25 protein-coding genes are annotated in these 25,667 nt (G+C 62.8%); 11 read left to right on the plus strand and 14 right to left on the minus strand.

Annotation, left to right across the window (positions count from 1 at the left end; translation table 11 throughout):
* Window positions 1-16: 16 nt before the first annotated feature.
* Window positions 17-520: a DUF1993 domain-containing protein gene (locus U5A58_RS10555; RefSeq protein ID WP_321910658.1), complete on the plus strand. Its 504-nt coding sequence runs from the start codon at window positions 17-19 to the stop codon at window positions 518-520.
* Between the two features lie 104 nt (window positions 521-624).
* Here the strand turns inward: U5A58_RS10555 and U5A58_RS10560 are convergent, their stop codons facing one another.
* The 5 genes from U5A58_RS10560 to U5A58_RS10580 form a co-directional block, all read right to left on the minus strand.
* Window positions 625-1,446: an SDR family NAD(P)-dependent oxidoreductase gene (locus U5A58_RS10560; protein WP_321946652.1), complete on the minus strand. Its 822-nt coding sequence runs from the start codon at window positions 1,444-1,446 to the stop codon at window positions 625-627.
* A 28-nt stretch (window positions 1,447-1,474) separates the two neighbouring features.
* Window positions 1,475-1,882, minus strand: coding sequence for a MaoC family dehydratase (locus U5A58_RS10565; protein WP_321961523.1), 408 nt, complete (start codon window positions 1,880-1,882; stop codon window positions 1,475-1,477).
* A gap of 22 nt (window positions 1,883-1,904) precedes the next feature.
* Window positions 1,905-2,345 (minus strand): MaoC family dehydratase N-terminal domain-containing protein, encoded by a 441-nt coding sequence (locus U5A58_RS10570; RefSeq protein WP_321961413.1) that lies wholly within the window; start codon window positions 2,343-2,345, stop codon window positions 1,905-1,907.
* Between the two features lie 28 nt (window positions 2,346-2,373).
* Window positions 2,374-3,558: a lipid-transfer protein gene (locus U5A58_RS10575; RefSeq protein WP_321910664.1), complete on the minus strand. Its 1,185-nt coding sequence runs from the start codon at window positions 3,556-3,558 to the stop codon at window positions 2,374-2,376.
* Between the two features lie 155 nt (window positions 3,559-3,713).
* The gene (locus tag U5A58_RS10580) at window positions 3,714-5,627 is read right to left on the minus strand and encodes a feruloyl-CoA synthase (RefSeq protein ID WP_321961414.1); all 1,914 of its coding nucleotides are present in this window, start codon (window positions 5,625-5,627) and stop codon (window positions 3,714-3,716) included.
* A gap of 585 nt (window positions 5,628-6,212) precedes the next feature.
* Between U5A58_RS10580 and U5A58_RS10585 the strand changes: the two genes are divergently transcribed.
* Window positions 6,213-7,733 carry a DUF1254 domain-containing protein gene (locus U5A58_RS10585; RefSeq protein ID WP_321961415.1) on the plus strand — a complete coding sequence of 507 codons (1,521 nt, stop codon included), beginning with the start codon at window positions 6,213-6,215 and terminating at the stop codon, window positions 7,731-7,733.
* 54 nt (window positions 7,734-7,787) lie between these two features.
* Here the strand turns inward: U5A58_RS10585 and U5A58_RS10590 are convergent, their stop codons facing one another.
* Window positions 7,788-8,540 (minus strand): hypothetical protein, encoded by a 753-nt coding sequence (locus tag U5A58_RS10590; RefSeq protein ID WP_321961416.1) that lies wholly within the window; start codon window positions 8,538-8,540, stop codon window positions 7,788-7,790.
* 18 nt (window positions 8,541-8,558) lie between these two features.
* On the minus strand, window positions 8,559-10,019 hold the full coding sequence (locus tag U5A58_RS10595; RefSeq protein WP_321935689.1) for an amino acid permease: 1,461 nt from the start codon (window positions 10,017-10,019) through the stop codon (window positions 8,559-8,561).
* A 187-nt stretch (window positions 10,020-10,206) separates the two neighbouring features.
* Here U5A58_RS10595 and U5A58_RS10600 point away from each other — a divergent pair, with 187 nt between their 5' ends.
* Window positions 10,207-10,563 (plus strand): hypothetical protein, encoded by a 357-nt coding sequence (locus tag U5A58_RS10600; protein WP_321910672.1) that lies wholly within the window; start codon window positions 10,207-10,209, stop codon window positions 10,561-10,563.
* A gap of 92 nt (window positions 10,564-10,655) precedes the next feature.
* On the opposite strand, the gene U5A58_RS10605 is transcribed toward U5A58_RS10600, so the two are convergent.
* Complete coding sequence (locus U5A58_RS10605; RefSeq protein WP_321961524.1) at window positions 10,656-10,952, minus strand: cupredoxin family copper-binding protein; 297 nt, start codon at window positions 10,950-10,952, stop codon at window positions 10,656-10,658.
* 86 nt (window positions 10,953-11,038) lie between these two features.
* Window positions 11,039-11,983, minus strand: coding sequence for a metallophosphoesterase family protein (locus tag U5A58_RS10610; RefSeq protein WP_321910867.1), 945 nt, complete (start codon window positions 11,981-11,983; stop codon window positions 11,039-11,041).
* Window positions 11,984-12,170: 187 nt separating this feature from the next.
* Between U5A58_RS10610 and U5A58_RS10615 the strand changes: the two genes are divergently transcribed.
* Both U5A58_RS10615 and U5A58_RS40845 read left to right on the plus strand, forming a co-directional pair.
* On the plus strand, window positions 12,171-13,016 hold the full coding sequence (locus tag U5A58_RS10615; RefSeq protein ID WP_415774202.1) for a hypothetical protein: 846 nt from the start codon (window positions 12,171-12,173) through the stop codon (window positions 13,014-13,016).
* Between the two features lie 141 nt (window positions 13,017-13,157).
* Window positions 13,158-13,397 carry a DUF2158 domain-containing protein gene (locus U5A58_RS40845; RefSeq protein WP_415774203.1) on the plus strand — a complete coding sequence of 80 codons (240 nt, stop codon included), beginning with the start codon at window positions 13,158-13,160 and terminating at the stop codon, window positions 13,395-13,397.
* Window positions 13,398-14,030: 633 nt separating this feature from the next.
* Here U5A58_RS40845 and U5A58_RS10620 read toward each other — a convergent pair.
* The 3 genes from U5A58_RS10620 to U5A58_RS10630 form a co-directional block, all read right to left on the minus strand.
* Window positions 14,031-15,080: a dienelactone hydrolase family protein gene (locus U5A58_RS10620; protein WP_321961417.1), complete on the minus strand. Its 1,050-nt coding sequence runs from the start codon at window positions 15,078-15,080 to the stop codon at window positions 14,031-14,033.
* A 4-nt stretch (window positions 15,081-15,084) separates the two neighbouring features.
* Entirely contained in the window at window positions 15,085-17,049 is a 1,965-nt protein-coding gene (locus U5A58_RS10625; protein ID WP_321961418.1) for a putative bifunctional diguanylate cyclase/phosphodiesterase, read from the minus strand.
* A 133-nt stretch (window positions 17,050-17,182) separates the two neighbouring features.
* Window positions 17,183-18,109, minus strand: a complete 927-nt coding sequence (locus tag U5A58_RS10630; protein WP_321961419.1) for a LysR substrate-binding domain-containing protein — start codon at window positions 18,107-18,109, stop codon at window positions 17,183-17,185.
* A 126-nt stretch (window positions 18,110-18,235) separates the two neighbouring features.
* On the opposite strand from U5A58_RS10630, the gene U5A58_RS10635 reads away from it, so the two are divergent.
* The 6 genes from U5A58_RS10635 to U5A58_RS10660 all read left to right on the plus strand — a co-directional run bounded on the left by U5A58_RS10635 (window position 18,236) and on the right by U5A58_RS10660 (window position 23,334).
* The gene (locus U5A58_RS10635; protein WP_321961420.1) at window positions 18,236-18,895 is read left to right on the plus strand and encodes an RraA family protein; all 660 of its coding nucleotides are present in this window, start codon (window positions 18,236-18,238) and stop codon (window positions 18,893-18,895) included.
* Window positions 18,892-20,109: a pyridoxal phosphate-dependent aminotransferase gene (locus U5A58_RS10640; protein WP_321961421.1), complete on the plus strand. Its 1,218-nt coding sequence runs from the start codon at window positions 18,892-18,894 to the stop codon at window positions 20,107-20,109. Before U5A58_RS10635 ends, U5A58_RS10640 begins: the two co-directional genes overlap by 4 nt.
* Window positions 20,110-20,111: 2 nt before the next feature.
* Window positions 20,112-20,915, plus strand: coding sequence for an alpha/beta hydrolase (locus U5A58_RS10645; RefSeq protein WP_321961422.1), 804 nt, complete (start codon window positions 20,112-20,114; stop codon window positions 20,913-20,915).
* Between the two features lie 122 nt (window positions 20,916-21,037).
* Entirely contained in the window at window positions 21,038-21,268 is a 231-nt protein-coding gene (locus U5A58_RS10650; protein ID WP_321910686.1) for a hypothetical protein, read from the plus strand.
* 108 nt (window positions 21,269-21,376) lie between these two features.
* Entirely contained in the window at window positions 21,377-21,784 is a 408-nt protein-coding gene (locus U5A58_RS10655) for a hypothetical protein (protein WP_321961423.1), read from the plus strand.
* Window positions 21,785-21,981: 197 nt separating this feature from the next.
* On the plus strand, window positions 21,982-23,334 hold the full coding sequence (locus U5A58_RS10660; RefSeq protein WP_321961424.1) for an MFS transporter: 1,353 nt from the start codon (window positions 21,982-21,984) through the stop codon (window positions 23,332-23,334).
* A gap of 24 nt (window positions 23,335-23,358) precedes the next feature.
* On the opposite strand, the gene U5A58_RS10665 is transcribed toward U5A58_RS10660, so the two are convergent.
* Both U5A58_RS10665 and U5A58_RS10670 read right to left on the minus strand, forming a co-directional pair.
* Window positions 23,359-24,528, minus strand: a complete 1,170-nt coding sequence (locus tag U5A58_RS10665) for a GNAT family N-acetyltransferase (protein WP_321961425.1) — start codon at window positions 24,526-24,528, stop codon at window positions 23,359-23,361.
* A gap of 35 nt (window positions 24,529-24,563) precedes the next feature.
* On the minus strand, window positions 24,564-25,451 hold the full coding sequence (locus U5A58_RS10670; RefSeq protein ID WP_321961426.1) for a class I SAM-dependent methyltransferase: 888 nt from the start codon (window positions 25,449-25,451) through the stop codon (window positions 24,564-24,566).
* Window positions 25,452-25,667: the final 216 nt, after the last annotated feature.

Genomic DNA, 25,667 nt, shown 5'->3' on the forward strand with positions numbered 1-25,667 from the left:
GTTCAAGGAGAGCCCGATGTATGCACAGGCCATTGCACAATGCGTGCAAGCAGTCAGAACCATGGAAACCTACCTCGACAAAGCGGAGCGCTTCGCGAATGCGAGAAAGTTCGATGTTGCCGTTCTGTTATCGACACGTCTCGCTCCCGACATGGGAGGATTGCTCTATCAGATACAAAGCGCCTGCGACTATTTGAAGGGTGGGGCCGCCTGGCTTTCAGGGCAGCAGCCACCGCGACATGAAGACAATGAGCAAACGCTTGACGAAGCGCGTGCGCGCATTCGCAAGACAATTGAGTTCGCTGAAAGCGTGCCGGCAGACCGGTACGACGACGCAGCCGCGCAAGTCGTAAAGGTATCATGGGTGCCGGGGAAGCTGACGGGAGAAAACTATCTGCTGCAGATCGTGATTCCGAATGTGTACTTCCATGTCGCCATGGCGTACGCGATCTTGCGCACGAATGGGGTCGAGGTTGGCAAATTGGACTTCATTGGTCCGGTGAATGCGTTCGACGCCTGATTGGCGGGGCGCTTTTGCGCGACAAGAGCAGAAAAAAAGCGCTCCGGTTGGCGTTTCACCAACCGGAGCGAGTGCGAGAAGCGACGTTGTTGTGGCCGGCAGCGTTACTGCAGATTGCCGGCTACGGCGATGGTCTGGCCGGTGATGTAGTTCGATTCGGGCGAGCAGAACAGGTACACGCCGCCCGCTGCCTCCTCGGGCTTGCCGCCACGGCCGAGCGGATTGCGCTGGGCATGCGCCTTGAAGAAGTCCGCATTCAGGCCCACGCGAATATCGCGGCCTTCGATCTGCACCGTTTCGGCTGCTTCGGTGCTGACCGTCATGCGCGTGTGGATGAGACCGAACGCCACGCAGTTCACGTTGACGTTGAAGCGGCCCCACTCGCGTGCGAGCGCGCGCGTCATGCCGATCACACCGGCCTTCGCGGACGAGTAGTTCATCTGGCCGGCGTTGCCGTTGAGCGCGGACGTGGACGAGATATTCACGATCTTGCGATAGACCTCGCGGCCTTGCGCGACGTCTGCCTGATGCAAGGCCTTGATATGCGGATAGGCGGCGCGCAGGATACGAAATGGCGCGGTCATGTGGCAATCGAGGATCGCGTACCACTGCTCGTCGCTCATCTTCTGGATCACGTCGTCCCAGGTGTAGCCCGCGTTGTTGACGATGATGTCGATGCCCTTGTACGTGCTCATCGCCGTGTTGACGATGCGCTCGCCGAAGTCCGGCGCGCTCACGTTGCCGACGCACGCCACTGCCTCGGCGCCCATTTTCCTGAGCGTTTCGACCGTCTCGTGCGCCGGATCGGCGTCGAGGTCGTTGATGACGAGGCGCGCGCCTTCGCTCGCCAGCTTCTCTGCAATCGCGCGGCCGATGCCACGCCCCGATCCGGTGACGAGCGCCACCTTGCCGTCAAGCTTTCCCATCTTGCTGTCTCCTTTGAGTCGATGCGAATTACAAGGCGACCACGGCGTCGCCGACGACGCGCGGTTCACCATACTGATTGGATGTCTGGATTTCGAGGCGCACGCGCTTCTCGCCATCCACCTCGAACTTCTCGACCACCCGCCCGGTGCAGGTGATTTGATGTCCGAGATGCGTGATGCCGACGAATCGCACACCGAAATGACGCAGCTGCCGCTGATCGACCCACTGCGTGAGCAACCGGCCGAGCCACGCCATCGACAGCATGCCGTGCGCGAACACATCGGGCATGCCGGCGCGGCGTGCGTAGTCGATATCGATATGCACGGCGTTGTGATCGCCCGACGCGCCCGCGAAGAGTGCGAGCGTCGTGCGGTTCACGGGCGGCAGCGTCAGCGGCGGGAGCGTGTCGCCGGCCTTGATGTCGTCGAAACGAATACTGTTCGTGGTGTTCTCCCGTTCAGCCGTTGCGTTGCACGAGCACGCTGCGCAGATCCGCCACGTGTTCGCCGTGCTGGTTGGTCACGCGCGTTTCGCGCACGACGAACTCCAGCGCGCCGCCTTTCTTGTCGTAGATGTCCGCGATGCGGCACTGAAAGCGCAGCACGTCGCCGGCGTACGCCTGGCGGTGATAGGTGAAGGACTCCTCGCCATGCAGGATGCGCGCCATTTCGATGCCGACTTCTTCGCGCCATCCGGTGTTCGGCTGCTCGAGTTCCAGCGAGAACAGGAAAGTGGGCGGAAGCGGCAGGGCGGGATGGCCCGCGTCGCGTGCCGCGGACTCGTCGAAGTGAACCGGATTGGTCTCGCCAGTCGCTTTCGCGAAAAAGCGCAGCTGTCCGGCTTCGGCCGTCACGCTGAACTCGGGCATCGTCTTGCCAATGAATTGCTTGTCGATCATGTCGATCGCTCCTCCAGTGCCTGGCAGATCAAGCCGACTTGTAGACCGTGACGACGCACGCGCCGCCAAGACCCACGTTGTGTGCAAGCGCAACCTTCGCGCCTTCCACCTGGCGCTGATCGGCGCGGCCGCGCAGTTGCTGCGTCAGTTCATAGCATTGCGCAAGGCCAGTTGCGCCGAGCGGGTGGCCCTTGGAGAGCAGGCCGCCCGACGGATTGACGACCCATTCGCCGCCATAGGTGTTGTCGCCGTCGTTGACGAGCTTTTCGGCTTCGCCTTCCGGGCACAGGCCGAGCGCTTCGTACGTGATCAGCTCGTTCTGCGCGAAGCAGTCGTGCAGCTCGATAACGTCCACGTCCTTGGGCCCGATGCCTGCCTGCTCGTAGACTTGTTGAGCCGCGAGGCGCGTCATGTCGAAGCCGACGACGCGGATCATGTCGCGAGCGTCGTAGGTGCTAGGCAGGTCGGTCGTGAGCGATTGCGCCGCGATCATGACGTCGGTGCGCAAGCCGCGCTTCTTTGCGAATTCCTCCGATACGACGATCGCCGCTGCGGCGCCGCAGGTCGGCGGGCAGGCCATCAAACGCGTGAGCACGCCTTCCCACAGCATGGGGGCGGCCATGACATCTTCGGTCGAGACGATGTTGCGGAACACGGCGAGCGGATTGCGCGCCGCGTGCTGGCTTGCCTTCGCGCGAATTTTCGCGAACGTTTCGAGCTTGGTGCCGTACTTCTTCATATGCGCGTGGCCCGCGCCGGCGAACTGGCGGATCGCGCTCGGCAGGTCGGGGCGGTCGACCAGTTCGTCGACGAGGTTCAGTGCACGCTCGAGCGCGCGCTCGCGATCGTCCCAATGCCCTTTGAGCGCCCCCGGCTGCATGAATTCGAAGCCAACCGCGAGCGCGCAGTCGACCGCGCCGCTCTGTACGGCTTGCCGGGCGAGAAAGAGCGCCGACGATCCGGTGGCGCAGTTGTTGTTCACATTGATAACCGGGATGCCGGACATGCCGACGTGATACAACGCCTTCTGTCCACAGGTCGAATCGCCGTACACGTAGCCGGCATACGCCTGCTGCACGTCGCGATATTCGAGGCCCGCGTCCGCGAGCGCCTGACGCGTGGCGATGGCGCCCATCGTGTCGTACGTTTCGCTCGTACCGGGCTTCTTGAACGGGATCATGCCGACACCGGCAACATAGACATTTCGGCTCATGGAGCGACTCCTTCGGAATAACAGGTTAGGGTTAAGACTAGCGCGCGACGAATTCGCGTATGACTGTTCAGTTCGCAATCCTTATCAAATATCATTCGACCGATTTGCAAGGCGGTGTCGCAAGACCATGAGCGACGCCGCTGCGAACGGCTAAATCAGCGAATGCGGGCGATATGCGCTTCAGGCTCGGCGCGGTACAGGGCTTCGACGAGATGCGCCCGGCGCGAGCGCGTGACGGCCTGATTGACGTATCCCTTGTCGGCGATCTCGTTGGCGTCCATCGAAGGCGGCTCGTCCATCAGCATCAAGCGCTCGACGCTCAGGCTGGCTGCTCCGGTGCGGGTCTTGCCAAGCCGTTTGCGAAGTTCGGAAACGAGCACGGGGTGCCGGACGAGCGCGGCGGCGTCGAGGCCGGCGAGTTCCGGAAATGCGCGCTGACACGCCCCGACGTTGGGCCACGCAAGCGCCGCGAGAAAGTCGTGATCGTGGCCGCAGATCACGGCGTCGCTGAGGAGCGGCGCGCATTGCTCCAGCAGCGCGAGGCGCACGGCGCCGGTGCGCACCCATGTGCCGTTGGTGAGCTTGAAGTCCTCGACCACACGGCCTGCGAACATCATGCCGGCGGCCGGATTGTCCGGATCGACGAGCCGCACCGCGTCGCCGAGGCGGAAAAAGCCTTCTTCGTCGAACGCCTGCGCACTCAGTTCAGGATTCCTCATATAGCCGCCGAAGATGTGCGCGCCGCGCATGCGGAATTCGAAGCGTCCGTCGCCGCCTTCCAGCGGGCAGAGCTTCACTTCGGCGCCGGGCACGGGGGTGCCGATGTTGCCGACTTGTTCGGTCGGCCAGCTGCAATAGGTGCCCATGCCGGTGGTTTCGGTCGCGGCGAGCCCCGAGCAAAACATGATGCGTGTACCGATCGTCTGCTCGGCAACGCGCTGGATGCGCTGCCAGACATCCACGGGCAGGCTCGCGCCGCCGTAGCCAAAGCATTGCGCGTTCGAGAACACGCTGCGCGCCAGCTCCGGATCGCGCTCCAGCTCGTTCGCGAGGACCGCCCATGCGGAAGGCACGCTCGTGAAGATCGTCGGCGAGACTTCACGCAGGTTGCGCACGGTGCGCTCGATGAGACCCGGCAGCGGGCGTCCGTCGTCGATGTAATGGGTTGCGCCGAATTCGACCGAGCGGCCGAGGTTCAGCACGCCGCCAAGGGCGTGATGCCAGGGGAGCCAGTCGAGGAACACCGGCTGCGCATCGTGCAGCCACGCGAGATTGTCCGCATAGTAGGAGGCGACTGCCCGGAAGTTGCGATAGGTGAGCGCCACGCCTTTGGGCACGCCCGTCGAGCCGGATGTGAACAACACTCGCACGGTGTCGTCGAGCCGGATCGCTGCGTGCGCTGCCGCCACCGCGGCACGGCGCGCGGGCGTAAGCGGCGTGGCCGCGAGGGCGCTCCACGCAAGCTGGTCGCCGCGCGGTTCTTCGACGGCAATGACGGGTGCTTCAATGTCCTTGAGCAGGTCCAGTGCACGCTCGAACACGCTCGCTGACTGTACGAAAATCGCGGCAGGCGGCACGAGCTCGACGACCCCCTTGAGCCTCGCAAAGTCCTTGCTGAGCATGGCGTAAGCAGGGCAGACCGGTGCAGTGGGTACGCGCACGTATTCGGCGGCGAGCAGCAACACGGCCTGCTCGAGGGAGTTGCCCGAAAGCAGCATGAGCGGCCGGTCCGGGCCCAGCCCCAGGTCGAGCAATGCGGCCGCAACGCACTGGACCTGCTCCCACAGTTGCCGCCATGTCATCGCGCGCCACGCGCCGTCTTCGCCGCGCTGGCAGAAGGCGGCCGTGTCGCCGCGCTGCTGCGCCCAGTGCGCAATGAAATCGGCAAAGCTCGTCTGGCTGATAGCGGGCGGCGGGTTCGCGGAGCGCAGAATCAGCGTGCCGTCAACGCGGCGCTCGACCAGCGTTCGCCGTTGAGGAAATCGGGCGGCGCGCCAGGGGGGCGCCGCGTGTTGTGGGTCGATGACGTGGGTCACTACGCCTGTCTCCTTGGCATCCAGACGCGGCATGTCGTGCTCCGCGCCTTGTTCTGTGGGCTCTACGGCTTCTAGGATAGACGGCGGTTCAAGGGGGCGAGCCCACCCTAAAGTGGTGGTGTTCGCCGGCGGGTTGCGCGGTGAAACACCGTCCGGCGTGGCGGCTTCGCGGCATCGGGACGATACGAGGGGAAGCCGATTCGCTCCGGCGCGCTCTATACCAAGGTTGGGAAGACCCGCGAAGACAGACCGTCTGAGCCATTCCCGGCTGCGCCGAAGCGCGTGCAGGCGGGAATCACACCAGGCGCCTGGTCATGAATACGCGCTTCACGCCATTTTCCTCGGTCCGGTAGACGGTCGGCGAGAACGGCGGGTCTTGAATGCGGATGCATCGAGGTGTTTTGCGGGGCGGTGATCGGATATCCGAAGGATTGCAAACGATCGGCCCTGATCCAGAGGATTCGCCCGGTACGCATACGGGCCCGGTGGTGACGGCGGCTGCCGGTCACGCTCGACTATGCCGGAATCCGCCTGTGCTAGCCTCCTTGGTGCCCGTTGGATACAGGGCCTGCACGGCACACGATTTTTCCGGTAACCATCGCTTGGAGGAAAGCCTTCATGAAACGTCAGGGCCAGTGTTTCGCCTTTCTCACGCTTGCGGGTCTCGCGCTCGTCGGTGCAAAGGTTGCCTTCGGGCAAGACTCGCATTACGACGCGCTCGCCAACGCGCCGTTCGACAAGGACTATCCGACCGCCGCCACGTCGAGCAGCATGCAGGAGGAACTGATCTTCCAGCGCGCCACACAGGCCTATCTGTGGGGGCTGCCCGCCATCAACATGTGGGCGATGAAGGAGGGCTCGGAGAAAATATTCGGTGCGGGCTATAACGTGCTGCCGGTGTGGAAGGAGCGCATCAAGGCCTCGACGCAGGTCACGACGCCGAACTCGGACGTCGTATACGCGATGGGCTATCTCGACCTGCACAAGGACGGACCGCTCGTGGTCGAGGTGCCGCCCGGCGTGCAAGGCATGTTCGACGACTTCTTCCAGCGTCCTCTCGTCGGCCCGACGATCGGCGGCCAGACCTGGACGGGCGACGTCGGCTTTGCCGGCCCCGACAAGGGCAAGGGCGGCACCTATGTGCTGCTGCCACCCGACTACAAAGGCGAGCCAAAGAACGTGCCGAAGGATGCGTTCATCTACCGCTCGCGGACGTATAACGTGTTCCTGTTCTGGCGCGCCTTCTTTAGCGATCCAAAGGATCTATCGAAACCGAACGCCGAGATCGCGGCCACGCATATCTATCCGCTCGGGCACAAGGAAACGGCAAAGCCGATGCAGTTTCCGAATGCCAACGAGAAGCCCGCCAACCTGCTGTTTGCGCACGATGCCAGCTACTTCGACATGATGTCGCGCTTCATCGACAGCGAATATGTCGACCCCGCCGATCTCGACATGCGTGGCTTCCTGCATACGATCGGCATCGACAAGGGTAAGCCCTTCGAGCCTTCGGCCGAGATGCGCGCGCTGCTCGACAAAGCCGCTGCAACCGGCTTCAAGATGAGCAAGGTGGTCATCACGGACATGATCGCGCGCGAGCCAGGCGGCAAATACTATCCGGATCGTCAGTGGATCAACGTCTTCGCCGGCGAGAACACGGCATTCCAGTCAAGCGAGACGTTCACCAATCTCGAACAGCGCTCCGGGTACTTTACGAGCGCCTATTCGGCGAGCCCGGGCATGGTGAAGAATCTCGTGGGAGCGGGCGCCAAGTACCCCGTCACGTTCCGCGACAAGGATGGCCATTTCCTCGACGGCGGCCAGTCGTACACGTTGCACTTGCCGCCGCATATTCCGGCGAAGAACTTCTGGTCCGCGACGGTTTACGACGCCGCGACGGCTTCGGGTCTCGACAACGGCCAGCCGTTCCCATCGCTGAACCAGATGGACAAGCCGGTGCAGAACGCCGATGGCTCGACCGATCTCTACTTCGGTCCCACGGCGCCCCCGGGCAAGGAGAAAAACTGGCTGCGCACGGTGCCAGGCAAGGGTTACTTCGTGATCTTCCGCCTGTATTCGCCGGAGCAGGCGTTCTTCGACCAAACGTGGAAGCCAGGCGACCTTGAAAAGAGCAGCTGAGGTTGTTGGGCGGGCGTCGAGGCACGACGCGGCTCGGACATCGGCAAGCTCACGTCACATGGTTCCGCTGCCGCTGCCCGTTCCGCCCGTGCCGGAAGAAGGGGCGGACGTTGCGGTAAGCGGATGGGCGAGGCCCGCCGCGGACAACAGCGATACGGCGGCCGGATCGGGCATGCCATTGGCATCGATCGCTCCCGCTGCCGCTAGCGCGACCAGATCGCTGTCGACGCCGGGCTGGCCAAGCGTGAAGGATGTCGTGAGAAACGCCGGTACCGCCAGCGTGAGCGCGTAGTGCTGCTGCAGATTCGTGACGACTGCGGATTGCGCCGCCTGCACGTCGGCCTGGCTAGCCAGCGCTTGCTGGTACTGCGAGTTGGTCGGGAAGCCCGCTATCAAGCCATTCTCGTTCGTGCCGAGTTGCGAAGCCATGTAGACAACCATCAGCTCGGTCTCCGGCGTCGTATTGAAGGTCCCACCAGCAAATGCCAGCGAGTGCAGGCTCACGCCGCCGGAGGTCACGGTGAGGATGCAGGGCGGCGTGGCATTGAACGCGATCGTGTAGTGCCCGCCACCGTCGGATAGGGCGGACGCCGAACCCTGCACACAACTGACGTTCAGCGTCGCGCTGGCGAGCGCCGAACCGGTGGCGGCCGTGCCGGAGAGGGTGAGGTTGGGTGTCACGGTTGTGCCGCCGCAGCTGCCGAGACCGATGCAGGAGTTCCCGCCGCAAGCGGCAAGCGTTGCGAGGGAAGTCACGCAAATCGCAGCGAACGCCGGACGAACGAAACACGCGTGGTGAACGTTCATGATGGTTCGAGGCCCGCGTCAACCGCGCTCCGGATGGCGCAGTCGCGAATGATGGCGGCCATAAGACATGTAGATCAGCATGCCGATCAGCAGCCAGACGATCAGCCGTACCCAGGTGACGAGCGGAAGTCCCACCATCAGCAACAGGCAAAACGCGATCCCGAGAATGGGGACAATGGGCACGCCGGGCGCGCGGAAGGGGCGGTTCGCGTCGGAGTCGCTGCGCCGCAGATAGATGACGGCGCCACACACGAGCACGAACGCAAACAGCGTCCCGATGCTGACCATTTCGCCGAGTACGCCGATGGGCGTGAGGGCCGCCACGATGGCGACGACTATGCCGATCATGATCTGGCTTCGATGCGGCGTGTGCAAGCGCGGATGGACGGTGGAGAACAGATGGGGCAGCAGCTTGTCCTCCGACATCGTGAAGAAGATACGGCTCTGCCCATAGAGCAGCACGAGTATCACGGTGGTCAGCCCCGTTAGCGCGCCGATCTTGATGAGCACCGAGAACCAGGTGAAACCAATGGCGTCCACCCCTTTGGCAATCGGATCGGGGACGTTCAGTTGTGCGTAGGGAACGAGTCCGGTAAGCACGGCGGCCACGAGGATATAGAGCAGGGTGCAGATAACGAGCGACCCGAGAATACCGATCGGCATGTCGCGCTGCGGCCGTTTCGCTTCCTGCGCAGCGGTCGATACCGCGTCGAAGCCGATGAACGCGAAGAACACCACCGCAGAGCCGCGCAGAATGCCGCTCGCCCCGAAGCTGCCGAATGTGCCGGTGTTGGGCGGCACGAAGGGATGCCAGTTGGCGGAATGCACGAAGAACGCGCCGATGGCGATGAAGGCCACGACGACTGTCAGCTTGACTGCCACCATGATGTTGTTGATACGTGCAGACTCCCGCGTGCCGAGCACCAGCATCGTGGTGAGGATCGCGATGATCAACACTGCGGGGAGATTGATCGTGCCGGTGGCAGTGGTGCCGTCAGCAAGCTGGACGGCGGTGCCTGGAGCGGCAGCGAGCGTTGGCGGGATAGTGATGCCGACGTTATGCAACAGACTGACGATATACCCGGACCACCCGACCGCGACCGTTGCGGCACCCATGGCGTACTCGAGAATCAGGTCCCAGCCGATGATCCACGCAAACACTTCGCCAAGCGTCGCATAGGTATACGTGTACGTGCTGCCGCATACGGGGAGCATGGCGGCCAGTTCGGAGTAGCAAAGGCCCACGAACGCACACGCAATTCCGCCCAGCACAAACGACAGAATGATGCCCGGTCCAGCAAATTGCGCCGCCGCGGTGCCCGTGAGGACAAAAATACCGGCGCCGATAATGGCGCCGATGCCCATCGCCGTGATGCTGGGCGCCCCAAGGGTTTTCGAGAGTGCGCGGCCGCCTTCGGCATCGGCGCTTCCCACTATGTCGGCGACGGACTTGCGCGCCATGTAGCTCGTGTCAGCCATGATAGGTTGTCCCATTCAAATGCGACTGGAAACGACTCGATTCGGCTTGCGTTACTTCTTTAGAATAGACACAGGCGCGTGCTCGCGAGGGCTAAGTTTTCAATTTGCCGAACGACGAATGGCGTGCGTGGACAGAGATGTTTCGGAACACTTCAAGTTCAGCCGGATGGCGGCTGGGAGAAGAGGGATGCAAGACGACAAACCGTCGCCACAGGGCGCGACGTACGAGAAAGGGCTCCGGATCGGCGGGACCGGATGGTTCGGGCGAATGGTGGCCGTCGTCGTGAGCGCAATCGTGCTCGTGGTGGCCGCAATGTTGTCGCTGGTGCTGCTTGCCGTGCTGTTCGCGGTGGGCGTGGTCGTGGCCGGCTATCTGTGGTGGAGAATACGCGCGCTGCGCCGGCAGGCGCGCGAGTTCGGCGACGATGGCCGCACCATCGACGTGGAGGTCGTACACAAGGACTCGCGCGGCGACGATGGCCGGACCATCGACGTGGAGGTCGTTCACAAGGACTCGCACGGCGACGATATCGCGAAACGCTGACCTTCGATGCCCGCGCATGCACGTTCAGCGCAGGCGCGAGCGTATATCAGCAGTCCGAATAATAGTTGCGTAGAAAAATCTTCGGCCAGGTGCTACTGCACCGTGATGGTGGCCTTCATATACGGGTGAATGCCGCAGAACACCTTGTATACCCCCGGCTTGTCGAACTTGAACTGATATGTATCGTTCTGGTCGAGCGCCGCCGAGTGAAATACGCCCGCGTCGTTGACGACCGTATGCGGTTCGCCATCCATGTTTTTCCAGGTGACGGTCGTGCCCGCCTTGACCGTGATGGCCATGGGCGAAAACATGAAATTCTTGATGACGATCTCATTGGGCTCCTGCGCGTGAGCGGCAGGCATGCCAAGGAACGTCCCCGCCATGAGCATGCCGAGTCCGCAGAAGAGGGCGAACGCGCGACGATAGTGAAGGGAGAACATGGCTCGGATCCTTGTTGAATGAGCGATAAGCAAAGTCACGCGAGGGACATGTCGGACAGCGTCGCCGCGAGGGGATGGCGCGAAATCCGGATGCTGGTGACGCCAAGCATCTTCGGCAACTGGTCGCTTGCCACCTTGAGCGGCCCGGGTCCGGGGCCATCGCCGGCAGTCGGTTGCGGATACGCGGTCGAGCGTGCCGTGTGGAACGTGATATTGCCCTCCACCTTCGAAACGATCTGATGAATATGACCGTTGAGCACGGTCACCGAGCCAAAGCGCTTCAGATAATCCATTGCCTGGCCCGCATCGCCGGTACCCCAGCCCCACGGTTCATAGATCGTCCACATAGGCATGTGAGTAAAGACGACGATCGGCGTGCTGGACGTGCGGCCCTTCAGGTCGTTTTCCAGCCATGCGAGCTGGTCCTCGCCCAGATTTCCGAGCCCGTTCGGCTTGAAATGCATCACGTTGACGAGCGCGATGAAGTGCACGCCGCTGTGGTCGAAGCTGTAATAGCCCCGGTTGTCCGATGCCTTGCCGAAACGCTTGAAGTATTCGCCTTGCGGTCCGTCTGTCACATCGTGCTCGCCAGGCGTGGTGTGCAATTCCGTGATGGTGAGACCCGACAGCAATTGCGCCGCCAGATCGAATTCCGCGGGCTTCGAGAGATGGGTGATGTCGCCCGTGTGAATGGCCAGCGCCGGTTTGACCGGCATGGCGTTGACGTAGTCGATCGTCTGCTTCAGCGTAGCCGCGACATCGGGATTCGCCTCCTTGTTAAAACCAATATGCGAGTCGCTGATCTGCAGAAAGAGCGGCACGCCGGAATCCGCGGCGTTTTCTTTGGTGCTGGCTGCCAGCGATAGCTCCACGGGTGTGAGGACGCCTCCGGCCAGAACAAACACGGTGCCCATGCCACCGAAGGCGAGGCACTTCAGGGCGTTGCGGCGTGACGGTTGGGAAGGAAGATCTGACGACATGATGTCCTCTCGACTGGGTTCAGGAAGTCGACCGCCAGTGCGATCTGGTGCGATCGGGAGCGCCTCCCGGGCGGGCTTCACGTGCAATACCGCAAACGCTGCTGTTTTATTCCCGGTTGTCGCACGGGAATAACCGGCGTGGGTGTGCGGTAGTGCAGGCGTGCGAAACGAGATGGCGGAAACGAAAATGGACATCATCGAGATGAGCCGTCGCCGCGCCGGCGAAATGAGAATCAAGCTGCAAGTCGTTCTACGCCGACTGCAACTCGCGTCGGGTCTCGTGATGCTGACTTACCTTTTTCTGCATCTGGTCAATCACGCGCTCGGCATCTGGTCGCTCGAACTGGCTGGACGCGGTCTCGTGCTCGCGCTGCGGCTTTGGCGCAGCTCGCCCGGAACACTCGCGCTATATGGCGCCGCGTCGGTGCATTTCGTGTTGGCGTTGCGCACGATCTACGGGCGGCGTCACTGGGCGCTGCCGCCCGCGGAATGGATTCGTCTGTGGGCAGGGCTCAGCTTGCCGCTCCTTCTGATCCGCCATGCCGTGACGACACGGCTTGCGTCTTCGCTCTATGGTTTCGAGCCCAACTACGAGCGTGTCATCGTCGTGCTGCTCACGAGCGGCACCCAGGGGCTGCAACTCGCGCTGCTGGCGCCTGGCTGGATACACGGGTGCCTTGGGCTATGGTTCCGGCTGCGCCACCATGCGTGGGCGCGTCGCATGCGGCTGGCGCTGCTGACACTCTTTGTTCTGCTGCCGCTGCTTTCTGCTGCGGGCTTCATCCACATGATGCGGGTCGTCGAGGGCAAACGCCACCTGCTTCCGCCCGTCGATGCCGCGCTCGTCGTTCATCAAGCCGCCCTCAACGGCGTGCGTCACGATCTCGTCACGCTGTATCTCGCGCTGATTGCCAGTACGCTGCTCCTGGGCCAGGTGCGCAACGCGCTCGAGCGACGAAGGCTGCGGAGATTCACGGCCAACGCCTGTTTGCTGGCACGCGGTCCGTCGCGCGAACAGGACGTTCAGGAATGACTTTCGATGGCGATTTTGTTCCGCCAGGAAGGCGGAATATTTATATTCAGCGGATGCGCGCAGGGGAGAAGATACGCGTTCCAGACGTTGTCGAGAGCGGGTGGCGCTTCGCCAACGAGTCGCGAGAATCCGGGAGGAGACATGTCCGCAGTGTGTGCGATCCACAGTGACTCGCGTTCCGGGACGCTGAGTTCGGTCGCTGAGCGATATAAAGGCAGGACGGTGCGCCTGTGTTCAGGCGGCCCGTTGATGACGGTGAACCAGGTCGTGCCTACGGCCTATGGGCCCCAGCTTTCTTGTGCATGGTTCGATCCGCCCGGGTCGACGAAGCTGGCCAGGGCCGTGTTCAGCACCGAAGCGGTTCTGTTCGCCTCGGCGTAGTTGGGAACTCATCCGCTGTAGATGATTGCGTCACGCATCGACTGGCGCGACACCGCGCCGCCCAGGCCTCGCGAATTGGTGCCAAAATAGGCGCACAACCCGAAACGAGGCGGCGCCGCACCGAATGTGCGGGACGATCCGCCCCTCTTTGCTGAGCCAGGCCCGCGCATCGAAGGCGGCCGGCTACGCTTGAGAACAGGACGCCGAATCCCATTTAGCTTTTGTGAACCAGCGCATTCGCCCCCCCTTGCCGCCTGAATGGCCTTTCCCGCCGTATCGCGACGTCTCCGGCCGCGCGTTCGGCGATCTCGTCGCGCTTCAATATCGCGGCGCTGGCGTGTGGCTGTGGCGGTGCCGATGCGGCGCGCACGTTACGGCCGCGCTTGATGCGGTGGAAAGCGGCCAGACGCGGGACTGCGGCTGCCGTGAGCAGCGCCGCGTGTGGCGCTCCCGGCCGGGCTCGCCTGCGCTGAAGGGCGGCGAGGTGTTCGGCCAGCTGACGACTGACCGGTACGCAGGCGACGGTATGTGGGTGTGCCGCTGCGACTGCGGCAACGAGGTGACAGTGAGCGCGGGGCGCCTGCGCCTCGGCCAGGCGCGGTCGTGCGGCCGCTGTTTTGGCGGAATGTCTGCTTAATGTAAGGAAAGACGAGGCGTGGGGTCGAACGCCGCCTTGAGAAACGCCGCGACTTCGGCAGGAGATTGCTGCTGGGCTTGCGGGTCGCCGCCCAACATGACGCCCCGCGTCAGGCAACGTTTCGATTCGGACAGCGCCGAGGAGCCGGAGAGCGTCTGGCCGTCGCGGATCATGGTGAGCGTTCGGCTGTCGAGATCATAGGAGCCGTGGCAATCGCGTGCGCTGGTTGCAAGCGGCAATGCATGCAGGCGCGTCGGCCGGTCGAAACCATGATACGCATCCGGAAACGTCTCAACCGTGACCTGTGCGCCTTCCGCTCGCAACGTCTGGGCGTAGGCCATGCAGGCGGGCGCCGGCGTGTAGTTGTCCTTGCCGCCGAGCAGCAACATGACGGGGGCGCCGTCCAGATGCGCCGAGCTGTAAGCGATGCCGCACGACGGATAGAAAGCGACATGGGCGGCAAAGCGCAGATTGCCGTCTATTGCGGCCTGGCGGAAAGGCTCCAGCGACGAATAGAGTGCTGCCACGCCTCCACGCGAAAATCCCATGACGGCGATCTTCTCTTTGTCGATGCGAGGATCCGTGGCTAACAGGCGCAAGGCGGCATAGGCGTCCGCAATGTCGGCGCTCATGGAAAGCTGCGACTGGTCTTTTTCAGTATTCCTGATACCGCGGCCTGTGAAACTGTCCACGACGAAGCTGGCGTAACCCAGTGCGTTCATGCGTTGTGCCCAGACCCGCTCACCGGGATTTACGCCGCTGCTTCCATGGAGAATGATCACAGCGGGTACGGCGCGCGGCGCGTTGTCCGGCATGCTCAGATCCCCCGTAATGGCGACCTTGCGCGCGCTGGCGTAATGCAGCAGAAAGTCGAGGGTATTCGTGGGCGTGATCGATTCGAACGTAATGTGTCCACTGCTGCCGTCGCCGAGCGATGTCGTGACAGGGGCGCTCACCTTGGCGGCCGACGTGCACGCTACCATCACGCTCGCGGCAATAGCAGGCGAAACGATTCGAGTAGCGCGCCAAAGTGTGCCTTTCTTCATGGCTTTACCGGAACCCCGTAGGCGCTGACAATGCGCGCGTCCTGCCTGTCGTTTCGCGCTCGCTCTCGCGCTCCAGAAATGCGGACACCGCAGACGCGTCCATTGGGCGGGAACAATAATATCCCTGAATCAGCGTTGCTCCGAGCGCCGTGACCGTTTGCAGTTCGGCGGCCGTTTCCACACCTTCGACCACGCAGTCGAGCGACATCTGCCGGCTGAGATTGAGCAGCGTGCGCACGACGGTGAATGCCGTCGTGCGTTCCTTCAGACCGCTCACGAACATCCTGTCGATCTTCAGGCGCGTGAGTGGAAGCTTGCACAGGTATGAGAGGCTCGAATAGCCGGTGCCGAAATCGTCGACCGACAAACCGCAGCCCAGCGCGCGCAGCACCTTGGCGGCTTTCTGGACCTGCTCGAAGTCCTTGGCCATTGCGGTTTCCGTGATCTCGAAGTCAAGCCGCGCCGGGTCGATGCCGCTGCTGACAATGCACTGCGCCAGTTCTTTCACCGCCGATTCGCTGGCGAAATCATGCGCGGAGAGGTTAAAGGACAAGCCGATACGCGCCGGCCATTGTTTCGCGCAGGCGAGGGCCTTCGCGAACAGTGCGAGGGTCAAGCCGTTGATGACCCCGTTGCGTTCCGCGGCAGGAATGAATTCGCCGGGCGGGACCGTGCCGAGCAAGGCGCTTTGCCAGCGCGCAAGCGCTTCGAAGCCGACGGTGCGCTGGCGCTCGAGCGAGAAGATCGGCTGGAAGGCGAGGTGAAGTTCGCCGGCGAGATCGGGAGAGCGCAGCGCCTGGGCGATCTGCGACTCGCGGATGATCGCGTTGCGATGGGTCTCCGAAAAGATCGTCACCGAGCCGCGCGAGCGGCGTTTGCCTTCGTAAAGCGCGTAGTCCGCTGTTTCGAATAGATCGGCCTTGTTGCGCGAAATGTGCGGATAGGTCGAGAAACCGATCGTCGCCCCGAGCCGCACGGAGATCTCGCCAACACGCACGGGATCATGAAAGACATCGCAAATGGATCGGCCCAGTTGCGAGAGGCCGGCGTCCGAGCAGTCGCTGGTGACAATGACGCCGAACTCGTCGCCCCCCAGCCTTGCAAGCGTGATCGTGCCGCGCGCCGCTTGTGCGAGGCGCGCCGCGACTTCGGCCAGCACGTGGTCTCCCAGCGAGTGGCCGTGAATGTCGTTGACGGACTTGAAACCGTCGAGATCGACAAGTCCCACCGCGAGCCGGCCACCCGACGCCATGGCGGCATCGAAATGCTTGTCCAGCGAGGCGAAAAAGGCCCGCCGGTTGGGCAGGTTCGTGAGACTGTCGATATTCGCGAGGCGCTTGTTTTCGCCTTGCGTGGCAACGAGGTCGGAGAAGTTCTTGAATTGCGTGAATGCCACGATCAGCATCGCCAGCGATACCAGTGACGTGTCGATGGCAATTGCCTGGAATACGCTATTGCCGGAACTCAGAAACGTGACGACGAGCGCGCCGTTGACAATGGCGGTAACGGTGAAAGCGGCCTTGACGACATTCATCAGACAGAAGATGACGCCGATGACCGTGATGGCCATGTAAAAGGCAACATGAAGCTTGAAGGCCGCGCCGCCATGAGGCAGGAGGGACAGCGACCACGCCGTAAACGAGATGGAGAAGACCCACGCGAGCCTGCCGGAATTGCGCAGGATCGTCACCGCATCGTCCGCGCTGACACGCATACTCGCGAGGCGCAACCAGGAGAGGACGCGTACGAAACAAAATACGGTGAGCACGAGCGGACAGAACACGCCTTGCCATGCGGGAATCTCGTTCTCGTGAGGCAGCACCATGCCCCACGTGTTGATGACCAGCAGCCCATACATCATGGGAAGCTGATAGATCATCACGCGCAACTGCGCGAGCTTCAATGCTGCGCTGTTTCCGGCGACAGTGCGCCGAATCGTTCCCCAATACTGGGCCACAACGTTGAACATGGTCTTGCGAGTCGATGTCGTCCCGTTGCAGCCGCCGGGAACGAAATGTAATACCTCCGTTTACGACCGCCCGCATGATTTCTGGAGGAAACGCGCGTGCTTTTCATTGCCGTGTGCGCGGCCCCATTTTTTGTCAGGCTTTCGACGCGCCTGTTCGTGTCTTTCGTTTCTGCAGCGACGCGACGACCTCGTCGACCATCGGGTGATGACGGTGCGTGTTCCACAGCAGCGCGGCCGTGACCACTGCGATTTTTTCCTTCAATGGCCGCACGACCACATTGCCGGGCGCGAGCTTGCGCATTGACGCTGGCACGAGCGCCACGCCCTGACCACAGCCGACATAAGCGATTTGCGAAGTGACGGTGCGCACCTCGTGCGTGACGTGCGGCGTCAGGCCATGCGAGCGGCAAACCGAAGTCAGGAAGTCGAAGTACACCGGGCTGACCTGCCGCGACGACATCACCAGTTGTTCGCCGGCCAGCGACTGCAGTCGCACGCGGGGCAGGGCGGCCAGAGGATGGTCCTTCGGCAGCGCCACGGCCAGGCGGTCCTCGGCCAGCGGCATGGTGGCGATGCCGCTGCCTACCTCGCCGTCGATGCGCACGAAGGCGAGATCGAGTTCGCCGGCTTCGAGCATGGGTATGGCGTCGACGCTATCGATTTCCTTCACGAGCACGGTCAGTTGCGGGTGAGCGCGTTTGAGCGCGTCCAGCACGGGCGGCACCGTTTCGAGCATGGCGGACGTGATCGCCCCGACATGCAGCACGCCCGACTGACCGGCGGCGACTTCGCGCACGACCCGCGCGAGCCGCTCGACCTGGCCGGCGAATTGCCGAACGGCAGGCAGTATCGCGGCGCCCGCCGGGCTCAGTTGCGTGCCCTGCCGGGACCGGTAGAACAGTTCCAGCTTGAGCGATTGCTCGAGCACCTTGATCTGTTCGGTAAGCGGCGGCTGCGACATGTTCAGCCGCTGGGCGGCGCGCCCAAAATGCTGTTCCTCTGCAACCGCGAGAAACATCCATAGCTGCCGTATCAGCCTGAAGTCGATCGTAGTGTTCATGGTGCACGCATTTTCCGGTGGTCAATTGCTGTTCCGGAAATCGTATCACCGAGATACGAACTGCGAAATTTACATATCAGCCGCGCGGCGCGAGGATGGGCGGACTTTTCAACGGAGCCGAGTGTGATGACTACGCCTTCCTTCCTCGATCGACTCGCGTCGCTGGACACCAACACGGTGTCCGACGCGCTCGACTTTCTCGGCCTGCCCGGCGCGACTTACGGCCTGCGCCCCCTTTGGGACTGCCCGAAGATCGTTGGCCGCGCGAGCACCGTCTTGCTCGGGCCCAAGCAAGACGCTGAACCCGGGGTGCACCTCATCTCTCCCGTTGTCGATGCGGTCACGACGAGCGATCGCGTGCTGGTGATCGCGGGCGGCGTGGAGGGCATTTCATGCTGGGGCGACATTCTCGCCAATGCCGCCACGGCGAAGCAGATACGCGGCTCGGTCATCGACGGCGTGAGCCGCGATATCGACGGCAGCGAGGCGATTGGCTACCCCGTATACGGCCGGGGCGTCACGATGATCAGCGCGCGCAATCGCGTGGTGCAGGTCGAGTCGGGCAAGCCGGTGCAAATGGCGGGCATCACCGTGCATGAAAACGACTACGTGATCGCCGATCGATGCGGCACGGTGTTCGTTCCCGAAGGCCAGATCGAAGCGGTGCTGGCGCTTGGTGAGCGAATCGCGCGCCGCCAGGACGGCATGGTGGCGGCGGTGCGCGCCGGGCGTCCGGTTGCGGACGTCATGCACGACAAGGCGTTCGAGGCGATTGCTGCCCGATGAGCGAGAAAATCCCGGTATTGAACCGCTTCCTCGCGGCCGCGAAGCCTTCGGCCACATACAAGGTCATGGACCGTGTGGCCGCACGGCGCGCGAGTGGCGCAACGGTTATTTCGCTTAGCGCGGGCGAGCCCGATTTCGACACGCCCCCGCACGTTTGCGAAGCCGGCATCGCGGCGATTCGGGCGGGCCATACGCGCTATACGCAAGTCGCAGGGTTGCGGGCCTTGCGTGAAGCGATCGCGGGCAAATTTCAGCATGAAAACCAGCTCGACGTGAACTGGCGCGACACGCTCGTAGGCAGCGGCGGCAAGCAGGTGATCTTCAACGCACTCGCCGCGACGCTCAATGAGGATGACGAAGTCATCGTGCCCGCACCGTATTGGGTGAGTTACCCCGAGATCGTGCAGTTGTGCGGCGCGAGATCCGTGATCGTGCCATGTGGCGCGCAAAGCGGCTTCAAGCTGACCGCCGACGCGCTGCACGCCGCGATTACGCCGCGTACGCGCTGGCTGATTCTGAATTCGCCCTCCAATCCGACCGGTGCGGTTTATCGTCGTGCCGAACTTCAGCAGCTTGCGCAAGTGCTGCAGGCCCACCCGCAGGTGCTGGTTCTTTCCGACGACATTTACGAGCATTTGATTTTCGATGGCCTCGAATTTTCCACGCTTGCGCAGGTCGAGCCCCGCATGCGCGAGCGCGTGCTGACGATGAACGGCGTCTCGAAGGCCTATGCGATGACGGGCTGGCGCATTGGCTTTTGTACCGGACCGCGATGGCTGATCGACGCAATGGAAAAGCTGCAGGGCCAGCAAACGTCCGGGGCGTCGAGCATTTCGCAGCATGCCGCGCTGGCCGCGCTGAGCGGGCCGCAGGACTTCATCCAGCATGCGCGCAGGGTATTTCAGCGCCGCCGCGATCTCGTGGTCGATCAACTGAATCAGGCGCCGGGGCTGCGCTGCGCGGCGCCGCAAGGCGCGTTCTACGCATTCGCCTCATGCGAAGGCCTGATCGGTAAAACGACGCGAGGAGGGGCATATCTCAAGGATGACGAAGCAGTGGCCAACGCGCTGCTCGACGAAACCGGCGTAGCAACGGTGCATGGCAGCGCGTTCGGACTTGGGCCCTATATCCGCATTGCCTATGCACTGGACGACGTGTCACTGCGGCATGCATGCACCGCAATCCAGAATTTCTGCCACACGCTTGGGGAGTGACGATGCTTCAAGAATTTATCCGCTCGGCGTTTTCGTTCGATGTAGACGGCACGGCGATCGCGCTTTCCGCCATTCACCGTGAAGGCGACAAAGCGCCGATCGTGTTCCTTCACGGGTTCGGGTCCACGAAAGAGGATTATGCCGATATTGTGCGTTACGCCGAATTCACGGGGCATCCGTTCATCGCGTATGACGCGCCGGGCTGCGGCGAAACGCAGTGTGCCGATCTTTCGAAAATCGGCATACCGTTTCTCGTCGATACCGCACTCGCCGCGCTCGAACGCGTTGGCTTTGGCCGCTTCCATCTGGTCGGCCACTCCATGGGCGGACTAACCGCGCTCATGCTCGCGCACCGGCACCCGGAGCGCGTGCTCAGCTTCGTGGATATCGAAGGCAATATCGCGCCCGAGGACTGCTTTCTCAGCAGGCAGAGCGTGGACTATCCACACACGGACGCCGAGCGCTTCTTCAGCGATTTCATCGAGCGCACGCGCCACGCACCGGCTTATGCCAGTGCGCTCTATGCCGCGAGTTTGCGCTGCAAGGTCAGGGCCGAGGCGGTGGGGCCGATATTCCGCTCGATGGTCGAACTCTCCGATCACGGCGACTTGATGCGCAAATTCCTCGCTCTGCCGTTCCCGCGTATGTTTATGTATGGGCAGCAGAACGCGTCGCTTTCGTACCTCGATCACATTCGCGAGCAGGGCGTGGCCTTGGCCGAAATGGCGAATTGCGGGCACTTCCCCATGTATTCGAATCCGGTCGCGATGTGGCGGGCCATTGCGGGGTTTCAGCAGCGCGCATAGTGCGGGCGCAAACGTTTGGCGTCCTCATCTAAGTGGGCGAAGGGTTGCGGACGTTTTTTAATTCGAAGGGGAGTCCACTGCGCCAGCCTAAAGTTCGTCTGGCCATTGCCGAAATACCAGTCATGGCGCGCAAACATCCAGACTATCCCGACAAACTGCCCATCTGGGCCGAGGCGCGCGCGCTCGAGGCGAGCATTCGCGCCATTCGCCGCGCGCAAGGCAAGAAGAACCCCGAGGATTTCCCGGCAGGGAGCCCGGAGTGCACGGCTGCCATGGAAGAATTCGTGCGCGATGTCTGCCGCGTTCTCGAGATCGATATCGACACGCTTGGCAAGGCCTCCGGCGGCGTTTAACGCTCGCCACCCCGTTAGCCAGATCTGGGCGGCCGTTCCTGGCCCGCACGCGCAGGAATGCGGTTTGCGCGCGCCGTAACGACTGGTGACGAGTTGACGAGGTGGCGCGTGAATACGACTCTTACGCTCGCGTTGTCGTCATGTCTTGGCCTGGCGTTGCTCGCAACCCAGCCGGCATATGGCGCGGATCCCACTCCCAATCCTGATGCCGCGCCGCCGTGCGGCAGGCTCGTGGGGACGAACGCGGCGGGGGGCTTCGCCTTGCGCAGCGGCGAGCCAGTTGATTTCGTTTCCGCAGGACAGGCCACGCACGGCACGCTGCTCGTGTTCAGCGACGGCCCTGTATTTCGTGCCTATTGGCAGCCACAAGGCAGCGAAGAAAAATACGCACTCGCGAACGCGGGTCCAGACAGTGTGCGCCTCGTTTCAACGCCGCCACAGGGCACGCCGACCCCTGGCGCTCAGCCCGGTGTTGCCGCGCAGCCATTGCAAGTGCTCTCCTGTCCGAAGCTTTAATTCCGCTTTAATCGCGCTTTCGGCTTCGCGTTTGGCTCCGCGTTTGTCTCCGCGTTTGGCTCCGCATTTGGCTCATTTCCCACCATGTGAACCGTCCTTTCGTATCGCGCCGTGAGCGACTAGTCTGTATCGATACCAAACCGACCGGCCCGTGACTGGCGCACCGCGCCGCCCTGCGGGCCTCGAAGGAGACACCTATGGAGCTTGAAGCCCGGACCATGGCGCGCGTGACCGCGAGGCTCGTGCCGTTCCTGATCGTTTGCTATTTCGTGGCGTATCTCGATCGGGTCAACGTCGGCTTTGCTGCACTGCAGATGAACAAGGCGCTCGATCTTTCGGCGAGTGCGTTCGGCTTTGGGGCAGGGATCTTCTTCATTGCCTATTTCTTTTTCGAGGTGCCTTCGAACCTGCTGCTCGAGCGCTTTGGCGCAAGGCGCTGGATCGCGCGCATCATGTTCACGTGGGGCATCATCGCGGGGGCGATGGCGTTTATCCCTGATATCGCCCGCATGACCGGCATGTCGAACGCGCATGTTTTCTATGGACTGCGTATCTTGCTGGGCATCGCCGAGGCGGGCTTCTTCCCCGGCATCATCTTTTTGCTCACGCTCTGGTTTCCCGCCAAATATCGCGCGCGTGTGGTGAGCTATTTCATGGCGGCGATTCCCTTGTCGACGGTCATTGGCGGTCCCGTGTCCGGCACGCTGCTTTCGCTGGACGGAAAAGGAGGGCTCGCAGGCTGGCAGTGGGTCTATCTGATCGAGGCGATACCCGCGCTCGTGCTCGCCGTGGCCGTGCTGTACTACCTGACCGACAAGCCCGCCGACGCCGGCTGGCTCGCCGACGACGAGCGCCGCTGGCTCGTCGAGCGCCAGGCGCAGGAGCGCCGTCATCGCGAGAAGGTGCGCACGTTCGGCGTGCCGGAGGCGCTGATCAATCCGCGCGTGCTGGCCGTGGCGCTGATCTATTTCGGTGCGAACGCAACCAATTATGGGCTGAGCTTCTTCCTGCCGCAGATCGTCAAGGCGTTCGGGCTCACGAATGTGCAAACCGGCTTCGTCACTGCGCTGCCGTACGCGGTAGGCGTCGTTTCGATGGTGCTATGGGGCCGGCATTCCGACCGCCGCATGGAACGCAAGCGTCATGTGGCATTTGCGCTGGCTGTTGCAGCGGCGGGTATTGCCGCTGCGGCGGGGCTCGACAATCCGGTGCTCAAAATGCTGGCGCTCTCCATTGCGGGCTTTGGCATTTTCGGTTGCCTGCCGGTGATCTGGACGCTGCCGGCCGCGTTCCTTTCTGGCGCGGCAGCGGCTGGCGGTATTGCCGCCGTCAACTCGCTCGGTAACCTCGCGGGCTTTTTCGGCCCCTATGCAATGGGCTGGATCAAGGACAGCACAGGCGGCTTCGGCGCGGGCCTGCTATGTCTTGCGGGAGCCGGACTCGTGGGCGCGGGCGCCGCGCTCGTCCTTCATCACAACCCGGCGCTCGAAACGCTAGACGAATCGGCGCTCAGCGAAACGCCCGGCGAGGGCGGCGTGGTGAGGCCGTGAACGGTGCGTATGCACGCTGTTGGCTCACTTCAAGCGCGCCATGACAAGCGTCGCGACTTTGCGATAAACGCGCTTGACCTGCGCCCATGACAGCGCCAACTCGACGAGCCGTCCGCGCGCATTGAGCACGACAATGCGCGACTCGTGGCGGGTTTCGCGATCCGCCCAACGCACCTTGTAGTCGCCGTGCAGCGGCCGAAAGTCGAAATCGCGGCCATGCGCGTGGGCCCATTGCGCGATGTATTCGATCAGCAGGTTCCCCACTGAAAACACGCTGAACGCCTCGTCGTAGGTGGTGATCAAATACTCGACGCTGCGCGCGCCGACGAGATTGACCGAGGCCGCCACCGGTTGCCCGTTGACCTGAACATAAGCGACGAGCGGCAGGCGGGTCAGGTCGGTTCGCTTGGCAAGGCCGATGAAGAAATCGCGCACGCGGTCGTCCATCAAATAGGGCGACTCGACGCCGCGCTTGAGCGCCCATTGACGTTTGTTCGCGAATAGCCATCGCAATACGCGCTCGGTGTCCTCGGCGCTGTCACACCACCCAAAACCGACTTCGCCTTCGCGCCGCAACCGTTTTGCGCTCGAGCGCAGCGCGGCGCGCAGCGTTGAGTGCCGCGTGGCGAGGAAGTCGGTCCATGTGGGTGCGGCCCGAAGATGGATCGAATAGCCGGGCATCACGCGCCAGCGCGGCGGCAGCGCGCGCTGCACCCAAGACTGTGGCGCGGCGTCGAGAGCGCGTTGCAGTGTGCTGCCGTTTTCCAGCATCGGAATGTAGAGCACGTCGGCGTGTATTCGCGAGACTGCCTGGACTGCCGCGTCGTAAAGTTCCGCGCGCCGGGTGTCGGCGATCAGCGGGCCGCCGTATTCCTCGCCGCATCCGCAGCCCAGCGTGTGGGCCGCTCGCCACGCACCTTGGCGCGTGATGGCAACGGGCCATAGCACCAGCAGGTCGCGCGCGTCGTGCACCGTCGCAACTTCGACCTTTGCGCCGCTCTTCAGCGCTGCCGCAACCGCAGCCTCGCAATAGGCAAAGCTGATGAAAGGCGACCAGGCCTCGGCGCCGGATAGAAGCGCCTGCCATTGCGGCTCGAAGGCTCGAAACGCATCGACGGTCTCGCACGTGCGTAACGCGTACCGCAGGGATGCGGCCGGCGACGACTCGTATATCGCCACGGCGGAGGTCGGCACTTGTGTCTCCTGAATCGATTCGTCGTGCTGATGACTCAGCTTTCAAAGGACGTGCTGAGCCGGTCTTTCGTTGTAATGCGGCGGTTGCGGTCCGCGAAAATAGCAGCGCGCGCGCCGCTCACGCTCTGCCAGACGACGACGTTCTCGTGGTCTTCGGGGCCGAAGCCGACTTCGCCGTGATCGTACGGAAATACGCCAGCGAACCAGCGTTGCAACAGCTGCGATCCGTCGAAGACTTCACTACATACAGGGTTGTCGTAGACGATGAATAGATGCTGGATGGCGCCGCCCGAGAGGCCCGCTTCGAGTTTCTCCAGCAATGATGCCATTAACTCCGGACCGAACGGATTGAACAGAAAGACGACGACTTTTCCTGACGGCACGTTCAAATCGGCGACATTGGCGTGCAATGCGCGAATGGGCGGCCGTTGCGGAAAGCGCCGCGCCATGACGACCGCGTTCGCGTTCGCTGTTCTCACCAGGTCCGCACTGATGTCGTAGCCCAGCGCCAAAGCGAACGGATACTCGGAGGCGACGATCATTGGCCGGCCTTTGCCGCAACCGATGTCCACGAACGTATAGCCGCCAATCTCGCCCAGGGTGTCGAGCGCGCGGCGGATGATGCTCGGTTGCGAGCCCATATAGGGCCTTAGCTGCCCGGCAAGGCGGGCGTCGCGCTGCAGCGCGTTGGAATCGACCAGACCGCTCGTGTCGGTGCCGTACTGCAGATCGATGGGATGGCGCCGCAGGCAGCCGGAATACACGGCGCGCAATACTGGCACGCGAATGAAGATGCGGCGTATCGGCGATATGAACATCGCGCGCTGCACGCCGTCGGGCAGCCGGGCCACCGCGTTGAGCAGCGGTTGCTTCAGTGCGCGTCCGAGCGCGAATCGGGGGCCGCCGTGTGTCGTGGTTCGCATGGATTTGTGCGCTGTGAACCTTCTGGAACGAGGTTGCCGATTCATCATGATCGCGCGGCGCGACGTTAAGCCGCCGCCATTCATCGGTTGAATTTCGACAAAAGAAGGCATGATTTCATGGCTCACTGACGAGTCGACTGGCATATGTGTCATATGGTCGGCGTAACGTCGTCGGTGAATGGAGAGTCAGATCGCCTTGGGTGATGCGCCCTAATT

The sequence above is a fragment of the Paraburkholderia sp. J7 genome (assembly GCF_905220155.1).
In the GTDB taxonomy this organism is placed as follows: domain Bacteria; phylum Pseudomonadota; class Gammaproteobacteria; order Burkholderiales; family Burkholderiaceae; genus Paraburkholderia.

Coding starts and splice junctions, on each gene's coding strand:
- U5A58_RS10615 (WP_415774202.1), top strand. CDS start 12,171: ATGGACATCATCGAGATGAGCCGTCGCCGCGCCGGCGAAATGAGAATC.
- U5A58_RS10590 (WP_321961416.1), bottom strand. CDS start 8,540: ATGAACGTTCACCACGCGTGTTTCGTTCGTCCGGCGTTCGCTGCGATT.
- U5A58_RS40845 (WP_415774203.1), top strand. CDS start 13,158: ATGTCCGCAGTGTGTGCGATCCACAGTGACTCGCGTTCCGGGACGCTG.
- U5A58_RS10575 (WP_321910664.1), bottom strand. CDS start 3,558: ATGAGCCGAAATGTCTATGTTGCCGGTGTCGGCATGATCCCGTTCAAG.
- U5A58_RS10650 (WP_321910686.1), top strand. CDS start 21,038: ATGGCGCGCAAACATCCAGACTATCCCGACAAACTGCCCATCTGGGCC.
- U5A58_RS10630 (WP_321961419.1), bottom strand. CDS start 18,109: ATGAACACTACGATCGACTTCAGGCTGATACGGCAGCTATGGATGTTT.
- U5A58_RS10620 (WP_321961417.1), bottom strand. CDS start 15,080: ATGAAGAAAGGCACACTTTGGCGCGCTACTCGAATCGTTTCGCCTGCT.
- U5A58_RS10605 (WP_321961524.1), bottom strand. CDS start 10,952: ATGCTCATGGCGGGGACGTTCCTTGGCATGCCTGCCGCTCACGCGCAG.
- U5A58_RS10670 (WP_321961426.1), bottom strand. CDS start 25,451: ATGCGAACCACGACACACGGCGGCCCCCGATTCGCGCTCGGACGCGCA.
- U5A58_RS10610 (WP_321910867.1), bottom strand. CDS start 11,983: ATGTCGTCAGATCTTCCTTCCCAACCGTCACGCCGCAACGCCCTGAAG.
- U5A58_RS10640 (WP_321961421.1), top strand. CDS start 18,892: ATGAGCGAGAAAATCCCGGTATTGAACCGCTTCCTCGCGGCCGCGAAG.
- U5A58_RS10660 (WP_321961424.1), top strand. CDS start 21,982: ATGGAGCTTGAAGCCCGGACCATGGCGCGCGTGACCGCGAGGCTCGTG.
- U5A58_RS10635 (WP_321961420.1), top strand. CDS start 18,236: ATGACTACGCCTTCCTTCCTCGATCGACTCGCGTCGCTGGACACCAAC.
- U5A58_RS10580 (WP_321961414.1), bottom strand. CDS start 5,627: ATGCCGCGTCTGGATGCCAAGGAGACAGGCGTAGTGACCCACGTCATC.
- U5A58_RS10560 (WP_321946652.1), bottom strand. CDS start 1,446: ATGGGAAAGCTTGACGGCAAGGTGGCGCTCGTCACCGGATCGGGGCGT.
- U5A58_RS10555 (WP_321910658.1), top strand. CDS start 17: ATGTATGCACAGGCCATTGCACAATGCGTGCAAGCAGTCAGAACCATG.
- U5A58_RS10595 (WP_321935689.1), bottom strand. CDS start 10,019: ATGGCTGACACGAGCTACATGGCGCGCAAGTCCGTCGCCGACATAGTG.
- U5A58_RS10645 (WP_321961422.1), top strand. CDS start 20,112: ATGCTTCAAGAATTTATCCGCTCGGCGTTTTCGTTCGATGTAGACGGC.
- U5A58_RS10600 (WP_321910672.1), top strand. CDS start 10,207: ATGCAAGACGACAAACCGTCGCCACAGGGCGCGACGTACGAGAAAGGG.
- U5A58_RS10625 (WP_321961418.1), bottom strand. CDS start 17,049: ATGTTCAACGTTGTGGCCCAGTATTGGGGAACGATTCGGCGCACTGTC.
- U5A58_RS10585 (WP_321961415.1), top strand. CDS start 6,213: ATGAAACGTCAGGGCCAGTGTTTCGCCTTTCTCACGCTTGCGGGTCTC.
- U5A58_RS10570 (WP_321961413.1), bottom strand. CDS start 2,345: ATGATCGACAAGCAATTCATTGGCAAGACGATGCCCGAGTTCAGCGTG.